Annotated in this window: 10 protein-coding genes; 4 read left to right on the forward strand and 6 right to left on the reverse strand. The window is 64.5% G+C overall.

Translation table 11 applies throughout. From position 1 onward, the window contains the following. Positions 1–9: 9 nt before the first annotated feature. Positions 10–2,382 carry a type VI secretion system Vgr family protein gene (locus EYW47_RS40205; RefSeq protein WP_133200350.1) on the reverse strand — a complete coding sequence of 791 codons (2,373 nt, stop codon included), beginning with the start codon at positions 2,380–2,382 and terminating at the stop codon, positions 10–12. A 409-nt stretch (positions 2,383–2,791) separates the two neighbouring features. Between EYW47_RS40205 and hmuQ the strand changes: the two genes are divergently transcribed. Continuing rightward, entirely contained in the window at positions 2,792–3,121 is a 330-nt protein-coding gene (hmuQ, locus tag EYW47_RS40210; RefSeq protein WP_133200358.1) for a heme-degrading protein HmuQ, read from the forward strand. Positions 3,122–3,146: 25 nt separating this feature from the next. Next, entirely contained in the window at positions 3,147–5,327 is a 2,181-nt protein-coding gene (gene glgX, locus EYW47_RS40215) for a glycogen debranching protein GlgX (protein WP_133200351.1), read from the forward strand. 22 nt (positions 5,328–5,349) lie between these two features. On the opposite strand, the gene EYW47_RS40220 is transcribed toward glgX, so the two are convergent. From EYW47_RS40220 to EYW47_RS40230, 3 genes are all read right to left on the reverse strand, one after another. Further along, positions 5,350–6,099 (reverse strand): glycosyltransferase family A protein, encoded by a 750-nt coding sequence (locus EYW47_RS40220; RefSeq protein ID WP_133200352.1) that lies wholly within the window; start codon positions 6,097–6,099, stop codon positions 5,350–5,352. A gap of 132 nt (positions 6,100–6,231) precedes the next feature. After that, positions 6,232–6,615 carry a nucleotide pyrophosphohydrolase gene (locus EYW47_RS40225; protein ID WP_133200353.1) on the reverse strand — a complete coding sequence of 128 codons (384 nt, stop codon included), beginning with the start codon at positions 6,613–6,615 and terminating at the stop codon, positions 6,232–6,234. Between the two features lie 220 nt (positions 6,616–6,835). Next, positions 6,836–8,704 carry a bifunctional diguanylate cyclase/phosphodiesterase gene (locus tag EYW47_RS40230; protein ID WP_133200354.1) on the reverse strand — a complete coding sequence of 623 codons (1,869 nt, stop codon included), beginning with the start codon at positions 8,702–8,704 and terminating at the stop codon, positions 6,836–6,838. 739 nt (positions 8,705–9,443) lie between these two features. Between EYW47_RS40230 and motA the strand changes: the two genes are divergently transcribed. Both motA and motB read left to right on the forward strand, forming a co-directional pair. Then, positions 9,444–10,310: a flagellar motor stator protein MotA gene (motA, locus tag EYW47_RS40235; RefSeq protein WP_133200355.1), complete on the forward strand. Its 867-nt coding sequence runs from the start codon at positions 9,444–9,446 to the stop codon at positions 10,308–10,310. A gap of 19 nt (positions 10,311–10,329) precedes the next feature. Continuing rightward, positions 10,330–11,292: a flagellar motor protein MotB gene (motB, locus tag EYW47_RS40240; RefSeq protein WP_133200356.1), complete on the forward strand. Its 963-nt coding sequence runs from the start codon at positions 10,330–10,332 to the stop codon at positions 11,290–11,292. Positions 11,293–11,691: 399 nt separating this feature from the next. Here motB and EYW47_RS40245 read toward each other — a convergent pair whose 3' ends face one another. Both EYW47_RS40245 and EYW47_RS40250 read right to left on the reverse strand, forming a co-directional pair. Further along, a complete protein-coding gene (locus EYW47_RS40245) occupies positions 11,692–12,108 on the reverse strand; it encodes a VOC family protein (RefSeq protein ID WP_133200357.1) in 417 nt (138 codons plus the stop codon). Positions 12,109–12,221: 113 nt separating this feature from the next. Continuing rightward, complete coding sequence (locus EYW47_RS40250; protein ID WP_133200359.1) at positions 12,222–12,914, reverse strand: DUF2848 domain-containing protein; 693 nt, start codon at positions 12,912–12,914, stop codon at positions 12,222–12,224. Between the last annotated feature and the right edge of the window lie 138 nt (positions 12,915–13,052).

A 13,052-nucleotide genomic window follows, 5' to 3' on the forward strand; every position in this document is an offset into this window, starting at 1 on the left:
CATGGCGTCCTAGTGCGTATGGGAATACAGGTCGTCAAGATGAAGTGTGCTTTGGGGCAGAACAGGCAGCGTGGCCGAAACGTTGTCCGGTCCGACAAAAGTAAACGACGCCGCCTTGATGGTGTATGCGCCGGGGCAATGGAACGTGATATTGCCGTTCTCGATGACGACCGATGCCCCGCCGCTGTTGAGCGTGATTTTCGACTTGGCCGACACCTGAACGTCCGCGCTTTCGCTCGCGACGCGCAACTGCTTCTGTGCGAAGAGGTCCATCTCGTCCGTGAGCGCCGCCATCATGACCTTCCCCCTCGCCGCGACAAAACTCAGCCCGAGCTTGTGCGCGCACAGCGAGATCAGTTCACCCGCCACCATGCGCAGCCGCTTCGCGATACTGACGTCCATGTTCTGGCCCGCAGTGACGATCAGGTTCTCGCCCGCCGAGTGCTGGGTCGATCGAGGTGTGACAAACGCCATGCCGCCCGGGGCGCTCGCGAGCAGCCCCGCATCGCGGAGCTGGTTCAGCCCGTCGAGGAGCGCCGCCTGCGTAGCGCGGTCGGCAGGATCGGCGCCCGCCTGCGTCGTCGCCGCAGCGAGATCCGTTACGCGCTGCAGCGCCGCCTTGAGCTGCGCGACGGCGGCGGGCATTTCGAGTTGAGGCGTATCGGCTCCCGCCGCCGCGTCCGCCGAGAGGAACAACCCTTTCGCCGCGCGCATCGTCCCCCACGCCTGGCTGGTGATTTCGTACCCCTCCCCGCGCTTGAGCTTTTTACTGTTGAGCAGGTAGCCCTGGTTCATCGCCGTCTGGCTGTAGACCGTCGCAATGCGTGCGCTTTCCTTGCCCTGGAGGTCGTTGAACACGATCTCCGCGCCGCGCAGCGGCGAGCGCCAGATCGCATAGCTAAACATCGCGTTGGCGCCATGGACGACGTCCGGGTGCGAATAGTCGTGCAGGGCGCCGGATATATGGAGACGGTCTACGTCGTTGTGGGCCGCTTCGAGCAGAACCTCGGTCGTCGGGAGCAGCGGCGAGTGGAAGCTCCCCTGATACGACGAGGACGGACGCAGCAGGCGCAGCTTCAGAACTTGTCTGTCGGTATTGTCCGGGCCTTGCAGAAATTTGGGCAAGACCGGATAGCGACCGTATTCGTCCAGGCACGCATAGGGCGCGGAATCAAACGTCGTGACGACACCGACGACAGGACCGTTCAGAAATCTCCAGTCCTGCTCGAACACGAACCTGGGCCGGTACACGAGGTGCGCGGGCATCGCCTTGAAGCGGGCAAACGCCGGCTTCGTGCGGCTGCCTTTCATGACCATCGAGGTGATCACGAAGCCATATTCCGCGCTCGCCAGCTTCGTGTTGGTCAGCTTCATGACCACGCCCGGCGCGACGCCCTTCGCGTTGGTCGTGCCCGAGAGCGTCGCCTGCCGCGCGATCTGCTCGTCGCGCCGCGTCTGCGCGAGCGCCTCGCCCTGCTGCTGCGTGAGGTGGAACTCCTCGCTGCGATTGATCTGGCCGAATACCGAGCGGTCCCCGGTTTCGCTGGAAACGTTCGCCGTCGCCCGTAACGGATCCTCGGGCATGCGATAGTTGCGCTCCCACAGTTCGATCGTGGCCGGTACCAGCGTGCGTGCCTCCTTGACCGACAGCGCCGCTTCGTGCCAGTTGCCGTTGAGGCCGGAGTCGGGCATCAGCGGTACGTCAATCGAGCGCACATAGGCGCGCGGATTGTCCGCGAACACGATGGTGTCGAGCTGTCCCTGCTTGCCGCGTCCCTGCCTGTAGAACCAGAAGATGCCTTTGCGACGGCAATGACGCGCGATGAAGTTCCAGACGGACTCTTCATACATCACCACCTGCTCCAACTTCTCCTGCGCACCTTCCATGTTGAATTCGACGTCGAATGCGTCGAAGTTCTTCCGGTCGACCACCAGCTCCGTGATGATCTCCTGCAGCGTCATGTCGCGAAATACTCTCGACCCGTGCACGCGCTTGAGCAGTGCGGCAAACCGCGGTTCGATGCGCAGTCGGTAAGCGGCCTCGTCACGGCTCGTACGGATGTGCTTCCAGCGCGTGACGACGCCATTGAATGTGGCCGCCGCGTGGTCTACGGGATCGATGTAGTTGACCGACGGCACGGCCACCCGTTCGTCAATCTGCAACCCGGCGCGCCGCCCGACACAGAGCTCGCCAGTGATATTCAGCCGTGGCGACGTGACCGTGACGTCAACGCAATAGTCCCTGCAGAACCCCGCACGCACCTTGAACTTGAGTACGTCAAGCGGGAGGTCGAGTGTGCCGATCCAGAGACGCAGATGCTGGGTAAGGCGCGCGCTCGGGTGACGCAGTGCATCTGCAAGGGTTTGGGTCACAGCGTTCATACGTCATCCTTGTCCTGTTTGATTGGACGATGCCAATATGTTGCGCAAGCAACTTTTAGCGGACGAGAATAGACGCCATAACTGGAGCAAGTCGAAGAATTCGAATCAAAATTGTCAGAATCCTCAACAAAATCGCAGAAAGCCACATAAATCGGACTTTACTCATGTCCCATTGGCGCACTTATGCGATAGGGGCTTTTGCTCACCACAAAAATATGCAGAACGAGTACAAGCGAGTGACCTGGGCACGCGATGTGCGGCTCGCTCGAGGTATGGGCAGCACATCTCGACAATTTCAACCCGCTATTCCTGCAAGCATCGCGCACCCGTTTGCCAGGTGTTTGCGCTGAAAGGTGCAAACAACGCCACAGACCTATAATTGGTGATCTACGTCGAAAAGGACTTCCGCATGTACATCGCCATGAATCGCTTCAAGGTCGCACTGGGTTCGGAGACCGCGTTCGAAGACGTCTGGAAGAACCGCGACACGCATCTGAAAGAAGTGCCCGGCTTCGTCGAGTTTCATCTGCTCAAAGGCCCGCAGCGCGAAGACCACGTGCTCTACGCGAGCCACACGATCTGGGCCAGCCACGACGCGTTCGAAGCGTGGACGCGCTCCGACGCCTTTCGCGCCGCCCACCGCAACGCCGGCAATGCGGGCAATGCCAGCCAGAGCCGCCCGACCTATCTAAGCCATCCCGAGTTCGAAGGCTTCGAAGTGGTGCAGACCGTCAAATGACGCCCGGCCGGGCGCGCGAGGGCCCATGAGAAAGAAGACAGCGAGCCGCATTGCCGAAGGCCAGCCGTTCCCGTTTGGCGCCACCTGGACCGGAAGCGGCGTGAATTTCGCGCTGTTCTCGGCAAACGCCACCCGGGTCGAGTTGTGTCTGTTCGATCAGACCGGTCTGCGCGAAATGGAGCGCATCGTGCTGCCCGAGTACACCGACGAGGTCTGGCACGTCTTCCTGCCCGACCTCGCCCCGGGCACGATCTATGGCTACCGCGTGCACGGGCCGTACGAGCCGCAGGCGGGGCATCGCTTCAATCCGCACAAGCTGCTGCTCGACCCGTATGCGAAGGCGCACGTGGGCGCGCTCAAGTGGCATCCCGCCGTGTTCGGCTACACGCTCGGCAGCCCCGACGCCGACCTTTCCTTCGACACGCGCGACAGCGTGCGCTACGTGCCGCGCTGCCGCGTGGTCGACCAGACCTTCAGCTGGCACCACCCCTTGCGCGAGCGCGTGCCGCGCGAACGCGCGATCCTCTACGAAGCGCACGTGCGCGGCTACACCCTGCGCCATCCTGAGGTGCCCGAGGAAGAGCGCGGCACCTTCGCGGGCATGGCGCATTCGAAGGTGCTCGAGTATATTCGCGGCCTCGGTGTGACCTCCGTCGAGCTCATGCCCGTGCATACCTTCCTGAACGACGCGCATCTGCTCGAGCGCGGCCTGACCAACTACTGGGGCTACAACACCATCGGCTTCTTCGCGCCCGATCCGCGCTATTCGGTGGGGGCGCAGGGCTCGATCGACGAGTTCAAGAACATGGTGGATCACTTCCACTACGCGGGCCTCGAAGTGATCCTCGACGTGGTCTACAACCACACCGCCGAAGGCAGCGAGCTCGGCCCCACGCTCTCGTTTCGCGGCATCGACAACGCCTCGTACTACCGGCTCGTGGCCGATAACCCGCGCTATCACGTCAACGACACGGGCACGGGCAACACGCTCAATCTCTCGCATCCGCGCGTGCTGCAGATGGTCACCGACAGCCTGCGCTACTGGGTGCTCGAAATGGGCGTGGACGGCTTTCGCTTCGACCTCGCGACGATCCTCGGGCGCGAGCCCTACGGCTTCGACGAAGGCGGCGGCTTTCTCGACAGTTGCCGCCAGGATCCGATCCTTGCGAGCGTCAAGCTGATTGCCGAGCCGTGGGACTGCGGACCGGGCGGCTATCAGGTCGGCGGCTTTCCGCCTGGCTGGGCCGAATGGAACGACCGCTTTCGCGACTCCGTGCGCGGCTGGTGGAAGGGCGACGAGGCACAAGCCGCCGACCTCGCCACGCGCCTCGCCGCCTCGGGCGACCGCTTCAACCGGCGCGGGCGCAAGCCGTGGTCGAGCGTGAACTTCGTCACCGCGCACGACGGCTTCACGCTGCACGACCTGGTCTCGTACAACGAACGCCACAACGAGGCCAATGGCGAGGACAACCGCGACGGCCACGCCGACAATCTTTCGTGGAACTGCGGCGCCGAAGGCCCGACCGACGACGCACAGATCCGCGCGCTGCGCGAGCGTCAGAAGCGCAACTTCCTCGCGACGCTGCTGCTCTCGCAGGGCACGCCCATGCTGCTCGCGGGCGACGAATTCGGCCGCACGCAGCATGGCAACAACAACGCGTATTGCCAGGACAACGCGATCAGCTGGGTGGACTGGGAAGGCATCGACGATGACGGCCGCGCGCTCGCCGAGTTCGTGCGCAAGCTCACGGCGCTGCGCCACGCGCTGCCGGTGCTGCGGCGCAACCGCTTTCTGACCCGCGAGCACAACGCCGCGCTCGACGTCACCGACGTCGAATGGCTCACGCCCGCGGGCGTGCCGCTCACCGTCGAGCAATGGGACGACGCGCAGATGCGATGCTTCGGTATGCTGATCGATGGCCGATCGCAAACGAGCGGCATCATGCGGCTCGCCTCGGACGCGACCTTGCTCATCGTCCTCAACGCATATCACGACGTGGTGGACTTCACGCTGCCCTCGGTGCCGGGAATCGTTCAGTGGAGTTGCCTGATCGACACGAACCAGCCGGTGCGCGACGAGCTGGAAGACTTCGAGGCCGGCGACGTCTATCAGGTGACGGGGCGCTCGCTGCTGCTCTTTGCACTCCATGCGCGCGGCGCGACGCAACGCGTGTTCGAGCGGCTCGAGCAGAATCTCACGAGCTGAGCACGGCGCGCCCGGCGCACGCTCACTCGACGGCCCAGGGCATGGGCACCGCAGCGCCGTGCAACGCCCGCATGCGCGCATTGCCTTGCACGAAAAACGTCTCGGGCGCCGACCCTTCGTTGCCGCCCAGCCGGTAGTGCACCGTATAGCGGCCCGTGCCCGTGAAGCAATCCATGCCGTGCGCCTGCACGAGGCGCATCAGAAAGCGGCTGTCGCCGCCCCAGCCCCACAGCCAGAAATGCGAGGCCTTCATCAGAAAGTCCGTGCGGAAAAAATAGCAGCTCGTATCGATGAGGCAGCCGCTCACGCCGTCACGCGGGCCAAGGCTTTCGCAGTCGTCGCGGCAGACGAAGCTGCCGTCCTTGCGATGCACGGCGCGCAGCGCGTACACCATTTCGTAGGGCGCGTGCGGCCGCGACTCCACGGCGGCGATGCACGATGCCACGTGGTCGGCACGCAGCCAGTTGTCCTGATCGAGCATCATGGCGTAGTCGTTGTTCACGAGGTAGCCCGCCGCGCACATGACGCGCGCGCCATACCAGTGCCCGCGCTGCGAAGCCGGGATCCGGCTCGTGCGCGCGCCGCCTGTGTTGAACGGCAGCACCAGCGTGTGCACGCGCGCATCGGCCGGCAGCGCGAGAGGCCGCGCGAAGGCCGGCCCGTCGAAGATCACGAGCACGTCGGTGGGCACGGTCTGGTCGAGGACCGATTGAATCGCGCATTCGAGTTCTGCTGCGCCGGTCGTGGGAATGACGACGATTGCCGGGTTCATGATGGCGTGAATGCAATGGACTGGAAGTCAGCCATATTCCCCGCATGCAAGGTCCGGCGGAACAAGAGAATTCCGAAAGCTGGGCAACCTGTGAACGGTGCGCGCACGGCGCGCAGCGCCCTTGCGCCTGCGTCAAAGCTCGCTGTGCTTTGTCGCGTTGCCCTTCGCCTTCTCGACCGGATAGCGCGTCTCGTTCAGCCGAACCTTGTCAGCTGCCGCCTTCACCAGATCGAATCCGGCCGTATGCGCCACGAGCAGTAGGTAGATGAACACATCGGCGCATTCCTGCTCGAGGTGCGCGCGGCCAGGCGGGTCGGCAAGGAGCGCTGCAATCTGCGCGTCGTCTTTCCACTGGATCGTTTCTAGCAGCTCGCCGGCCTCGACGCTCGTCGAGACGATCAGATTGCGCAGCGTATGAAACTGCTGCCAGTCTCGCGCATCGCGGAACGCGAGGACCTGCTCCATGAGACTGTCGAGCGGTGTGGGAGCAGGCGTGGTCTGGGAGGATGGGGTCATTGCGGTCTGGTGAGGCGCGAGAAGTGCGGGACCTGCGCCCGGCAGGGCGCGAAGCCAGGATTGTACCGCCATGCCGCCATGCCGCCTTGCCGCCGTAATGCCGTAATGCCGTAATGCCGTAATGCCGTAACGCCGTAACGCCATAACCCCATAACGCCGTAATGCCGTAACGCCGCACGCTCACCCTCTCACCTGCTGATCACGCGGCGTGCGGCGCGGCTCATTGCCCGGCCAGCGCCTCGCGCGCCGCATGGCGTGCAAGGCGCCAGGTGTTGCGCCCCGCCCGCTTCGCCTCGTACATCGCGGCGTCGGCGAGGCACAGCGGATCGTGCACGCGCGCCCCCCGCCTCGCCTCGCACGCGCCTTGCAGCACCACGCCCACGCTCGCACTGGCCTCCACGACCTCCCCGCCCGCCACAAACGGGCGCGCGAGCGCGTGACAGACCGCCTGTGCGATGCGCTCCGCACCGATCGTATCCGCCACGCCGCGGCTCACCACCACGAATTCGTCGCCGCCCAGCCGGCTCACCATGTCGCCCGCGCGCACCGTTGCTGTGAGGCGGCGCGCGACCTCGCGCAGCAGCGCGTCGCCCGCGTCATGGCCGAAGCGGTCGTTGATGCCCTTGAAGCCGTCCAGATCGATGAAGAAGAGCGCGAAGGCGCCCGCGCGCGCAAACGTCGCGCCCAACTCTTCCTGCAGCGCACGCCGGTTCGCCAGCCCCGTGAGCGGATCGATCAGTGCTTTCTCGCGCAGCCGCTGCTCGGTGCGGCGCTGCTCGGTGATGTCGTGCGACATCACGTAGAGGCCCGTCACCTTGCCTTCGCGCTTGGCGGGTATATAGGTCGTGCACCACACGCGCTCCTCGTCGGCGCGATAGCGCACCTCGTTGCAGGTCACGCGCTCGCCCGCGAGCGCGCGCGCGAACAGCGGCTGCAGTTCCTCGAACACCTCGGGGCGCAGCGTCTCCTGAATGCTCGCGCCGCGCAATGCCGCCGAGGGCGTGCCGAATACGCGCCTGAACGCCTCGTTGTTGAATTGATAGCGCAAGTCGCGATCGACCACGGCAATCAGCGCGGGCAGGTTGTCGGTGATGGTCTGCAAGGCGTCGCGGCTGCGGCGCAGCTCGGCGGTGCGCTCGCGCACGCGCTCCTCGAGCTCCGCGTGATAGTTGCGCAGCGCCTCCTCGCTCTTCTTGCGGCTGTCGATGTCCTGCACGGCGGCGATGAAGTGCAGCGGCACACCCGAGCCGTCGCGCACGAGCGTCACGGCCAGGCTGACCCAGATCGCCGTGCCGTCCGGGCGCACGTAGCGCTTCTCCATCGTGTAGGTGGCCTGATTGCCTGCAAGCAATTCGGCGACGAGCGCGAGGTCAGAGCCGAGATCGTCGGGATGCGTGACCTCGGCGAACGTCAGCATGCGCAGGGTGTCTTCGCTGTAGCCGACGATCGCCGAGAACGCCTCGTTGACGTCGAGAAATCGGCCGTTCAGGTCGACCAGCGCATTGCCGACGGGCGTTTCCTTGAACACCGTTGTGAAGCGCGCCTCGCTGATTGCGAGCGAGCGGCGGTCGCGCTCATGCGCCGTTCGCGAGCGGATCAGCTGCGCGCGCACCTCCAGCTCGCGCTCCACGAGTTGCGCGTAACCGGCGAGCGCCTCGGCGTCGCGCGGCTCGAAGCTGCGCGGCTCGGCGTCGATCAGGCACAGCGTGCCCACCACCTGGCCGTCGGCGAGCCGCAGCGGCGCACCGGCATAGAAGCGGATGTGCGGCGCGCCCAGCACCAGCGGATTGTCGAGGAAGCGCTCGTCGTCGAGTGCGTCTTCGACCACGAGCATGCGCTTGCTGAGCACCGCATGCGCGCAGAACGACACGCTGCGCGGCGTTTCGCACGCCGCGAGCCCGTAGCGCGCCTTGAACCACTGACGATCCTCGTCGACGAGCGAGACCAGCACGATGGGCACCTTGAACGCCCAGGCCGCCAGCCGCGCAATGCGGTCGAACGCCTCCTCCGGCCCGGAGTCGAGAATCTCCAGGCGCCTGAGCGAGCGCAGGCGGATGTCCTCATCGAGCGGAAGCGGAGCGGTAATCATGGGTGGGAGTCTTGCCTCGACGGAATCGGCGCGCTGCCGAATACGGCGATCCAGGCGGCGTCCGCCCGCATCGCGTAATTGGTCTAGATGGTTAATCGGGTTAACGGCAGCGGCGCGGCAAACCTTACCCCGACGTATCCGGGCCCGCGCGCGTATGCCCGCAAGGGCGCGGGCGCAGCAAAAAGCGCCCGGGCGTGCACAGACCACTGCGCCGGGCGCGCGGCACGCGGCCGGGCATCGGCAGCGCACAGGCGAGGCGTGCGCCTGCGGGTAAATCCGGCTTCAGCCCGCCTGGCGCGGCCGCTGCGGCGCTTACGCAACACCTTCGCTGCGCATTTTCGGCAATTCCCTGCAACTGCTTCGGATAACGAATTTATTTGAAACTGCCAGTTGATCGAGCCCCGCAAAAAAAGGTGTCTCGACGGCTTCAGCAACGCGTGCCGCCGCCGTAAAGATAGCCAGGATTCGTGTGAGCGCAACCACCATGAGATCACTCTCACAAGCTGCAAGATTTACGCCGCGCCATTCCGGCGCCCTCGCCGCGCGCCTCGCGGGCAGCCGTTCCCAGGCCGCGAGCGCGGCGCCGCGTGCGCGCCGCAGTGGCGCACTGTGCACTCGCCATGTGGGCGCGGCCACCAATTTCGCAACGCGGCGCCTGCTCGCGCGCCATCGCACGCGCCGCGCCTGAGACAAGCGCGGCACAGAGCCATTTGATTTTCAGGGAGCGAAGGAAAAAATCATGTTTGTCGCAATCGGCTGGATCCTCGTACTCGGATCGGTGATCGGGAGCTTCGTGGGCGTGGGCGGCCACCTGCCCGCACTCGTGCAACCGTTCGAACTGCTATGCATTTTCGGCGCGGCTATCGGCGCCTTCGTGGTAAGCAACCCGCACGCGACGCTCCGCAAGACGCTCAAGGCGCTGCCGACCTGCTTCAAGGGCGGCGGCTATACCAAGGCGCAGTATCTGGAACTCATCGCGCTGCTCTACGAGCTGCTGCAAAAGGCGCGCAAGGAGGGCATGATGGCGCTCGAAGCCGACATCGAAGCGCCCGAGAACAGCCCGATCTTCCAGAAGTACGCGCGCGTGCTGGCCGATCATCATCTGCTCGACTTCATCGTCGACTATCTGCGCATGATGTCTAGCGGCAACGTGAACCCCATCGAGATGCAGGACCTCATGGACGAGGAACTCGACACGCACCACGCCGAGGTCTCCGTCGCCCCCAACGCGATCCAGAAGATGGCCGACGGCCTGCCCGCCTTCGGCATCGTGGCCGCCGTGATGGGCGTGGTGCACACGATGGGCTCGGTCGGCAAGCCGCCCGCCGTGCTCGGCGAGATGATCGCGGGGGCGCTGGTGGGCACCTTCCTCGGCATCCTGCTCGCCTATGGCTTTGTCGGCCCGCTCGCCGACCTGCTCAACGCCAAGGGCCGCGCCGCGTCCAAGCCGTATCAATGCGTGAAGGCCGTGCTGCTTGCCTCGCTCGCGGGCTATGCGCCGCCGGTGGCCGTGGAGTTCGGCCGCAAAGTGCTCTTCACCGCCGACCGTCCGAGCTTCAAGGAGCTCGACGATGCCGTGCGCGCCACCAAGACCGCGAAGGCCTGAGCCACAAGGGAGACGACAGATGGCCGAAAGACAGCCGGGCGCACGCGGTGTGGGGGACAGCGAGAGCAGCAAGCCCACGCTCGTCGTGCGGCGCGTGAAGAAAGGCGGCCACGACGGCCACCACGGCGGCGCATGGAAGATCGCCTATGCCGACTTCGTGACGGCCATGATGGCATTCTTCCTGTTGATGTGGCTGCTCGGCTCGACCTCGCAGTACGACCGCGACGGCATCGAGAAGTACTTCAACACGCCGCTTTCGAGCATGCTGGGCGGCAAGCCCAATTCGGCGAATCCGAGCCCGAGCGTGATCCAGGGCGGTGGCCACGATCTCTCGAACCAGGTGCCGGCCATCGGCGGCGCGAACGCGCAGCCCTCGGCCGCGCGCGCGGTGCCGGTCTCGGCGAGACCCAGCCTGAATGCTGAAGCCTCGGCCAACGACAAGGCGCGCCTCGCGCAACTGAAGGCGCGGCTTGCGACGCTGATCGAGCAAAAGCCCGCGCTCAGTGCATTCAAGGACCAGATCCGCGTCACGATCACCAACGAAGGCCTGCGCATCGAACTCGTCGATTCGCTCAAGCGCCCGATGTTCGCCACGGGCAGCGCGAAGCTGGAGGACTACGCGTACGCGATCCTCGTGGAGATCGGCAGCGCGCTGAACGATGTGGACAGCGGGGTCTCCATTGCCGGCCATACCGATTCGGTGCCGTATTCGGGCGGCCTCGCCGGCTACTCGAACTGGGAGCTTTCGAGCGAGCGCGCCAACGCGGCGCGGCGCGCGCTGGTGGCGGGCCACTTGCGCGAAGACCGGCTCTTGCAGGTGCGTGGCCTCGCCGACGTGCTGCCGCTCGACACCGGCGCCGCCGACAGCCCGTTGAACCGGCGCATCAGCATCCTCGTGATGAACAAAGCCGCCGAGCGCGCCTTCTTCGAGGACGCGAGCCGCTATGCGCTCGGAGGCTCAAAGGCGGGATCGGATTTGTAGAAGGGGCAGAACGGGGGCCTCGCAGCGTGCTTGACCGGGGGCGCATGGCGGGGCACGCGACGCGGGGCGGCTGGGCACTGTAGTTGCGGCGCAACAGGGCAGGTGTAGGGCAGGATGGCCTGCAAAGCCCGCTGGGCGCTGCCTGCCGCCGGACGCGATTACAAGAACTGAGCGGTTAACCTCGCTTTGCTTGCGAATTTGTCCCACGATTGGCAACCGTAGACTAGTCTTGCATTCAAACGAACGAAGGGGAACGCGATGAACATAACAAACTGGATTGTCGTACTCGACTGCGCCTACATGGAGTATTCAAGCTGGCGCGGCAAGAATGTGTATCGGCGCACAGTCGCGTACGACCGCGTCGTGTGGTGCTGAACGGTGCGTCTCACCTTCGAGCGCTTACTCTAACCATTGCGGGTTCCAGACGACTTCCCAAAGATGTCCATCGGGGTCCTGAAAATAGCCTGAATAGCCGCCCCAGAATGTGTCGTGTGCGGCCTTGACGATGGCGGCTCCAGCCGACGCCGCTTTTGCCATAACCGCATCCACCTCGGCTTTCGAAGAGACGTTGTGGCCCAGGGTCAGCTCGGTTGCGCTGGCCGGCCCCAGCGCCAGCCCGGTGTCATGGGCGATGCTCTTGCGAGGCCAGAGCGCCAGACGAAGGCCGGGTTGCAGCTCGATGAACACCACGGCCCCGTGCTCGAATTCCTTGCCGACGATGCCTTCGGTGGCAAAACCCAGACCCTCGCGGTAAAAGCGCAAGGAAGCGTCGAGATCGTCGACGCCAAGCGTGATGACGGTGATGCGGGGTTTCATGCGTTGGATGCTCCTTGTGCGTAACGTAGCGCGACTGCATCAGGCAGGCTGCAGAGACTACGCTCGTCGTGCGAAGAAGTCCATCAGAGCGTTCGGCTCGGCGCGCTGGATTCTTAGCCGACCACCGGCAGCGTCTCGATTGAATATGCGTGACGCAGCGTCCGTCTGAGCACGGGGTCCTCGAGCACGATTTCGAATGCCTGCGCCGCGCGGATTCCGCCGATTGCCGCCAGCGTGCCGCAGAGCATCGCGGTGCCGTCGTCAAACTGTCCGCCTCTGTTCGCGAACTGCGCAAGGAGATCTTCAGGACTGCGAATCGCTGTGACCTTGCCTTCCTGATAGAGCACGCGCTCGCCGTTGATCGTCGCGTAGGAGCGCAGCAGCAGTGCGTCCCAGTGGTCGGCCACGTCGTTCAGGCGCCACAATGTGTCCGCGCAGGGCTTTTCGCACATTTGCTTGGAGACCGTGATTCCGTAGGTCTCCACCTGGCGATCGGTGTGGTCGGAGGCTATGCCGACGTAGGTCTCGCCGCCATCTCTCACCAGCACGAACTCTGCCTCGCCGCTGCTTTCCTCGCCGGTTACCTGAATGGATGGGGTCGTGGTGATGCGCTCTGCCGATACGCGGTAGAAGACCGGCGTGTAAGCCGGTCGCTTTACGCCTAGCGCTTCGAGCTCGCGGATGTGGTTTTCCATGGCGATGGTGTCGCGGCCTGTCCAGCCGGCTATGATCAGGTTTTTTATCGCTATCGCGCGTTCGGTGTATTGGGTTACGGTCTCTTCGATTCTGAAATTGATGGTTTTTATGGTGGATTTCTTTATCTGGATTAGTGTTTTTACATTGTGGTTACTGAATTTTTCTTGGCTCTCGGTGAGTTGTATTTTTGTTGGCCTTTCCTTGTTTTCATGTAGGTATATTGGTGTTGCCCCTGTGCGGGGCGGCAC

This window comes from Paraburkholderia silviterrae (assembly GCF_004353915.1).
Taxonomy (GTDB): Bacteria; Pseudomonadota; Gammaproteobacteria; order Burkholderiales; family Burkholderiaceae; genus Paraburkholderia; species Paraburkholderia silviterrae.

Bases quoted from the DNA above. Each gene is read 5' to 3' on its own strand.
- motB (WP_133200356.1), top strand. From the start codon at position 10,330: ATGGCCGAAAGACAGCCGGGCGCACGCGGTGTGGGGGACAGCGAGAGC.
- EYW47_RS40205 (WP_133200350.1), bottom strand. From the start codon at position 2,382: ATGAACGCTGTGACCCAAACCCTTGCAGATGCACTGCGTCACCCGAGC.
- EYW47_RS40230 (WP_133200354.1), bottom strand. From the start codon at position 8,704: ATGATTACCGCTCCGCTTCCGCTCGATGAGGACATCCGCCTGCGCTCG.
- EYW47_RS40225 (WP_133200353.1), bottom strand. From the start codon at position 6,615: ATGACCCCATCCTCCCAGACCACGCCTGCTCCCACACCGCTCGACAGT.
- EYW47_RS40245 (WP_133200357.1), bottom strand. From the start codon at position 12,108: ATGAAACCCCGCATCACCGTCATCACGCTTGGCGTCGACGATCTCGAC.
- hmuQ (WP_133200358.1), top strand. From the start codon at position 2,792: ATGTACATCGCCATGAATCGCTTCAAGGTCGCACTGGGTTCGGAGACC.
- glgX (WP_133200351.1), top strand. From the start codon at position 3,147: ATGAGAAAGAAGACAGCGAGCCGCATTGCCGAAGGCCAGCCGTTCCCG.
- EYW47_RS40220 (WP_133200352.1), bottom strand. From the start codon at position 6,099: ATGAACCCGGCAATCGTCGTCATTCCCACGACCGGCGCAGCAGAACTC.
- motA (WP_133200355.1), top strand. From the start codon at position 9,444: ATGTTTGTCGCAATCGGCTGGATCCTCGTACTCGGATCGGTGATCGGG.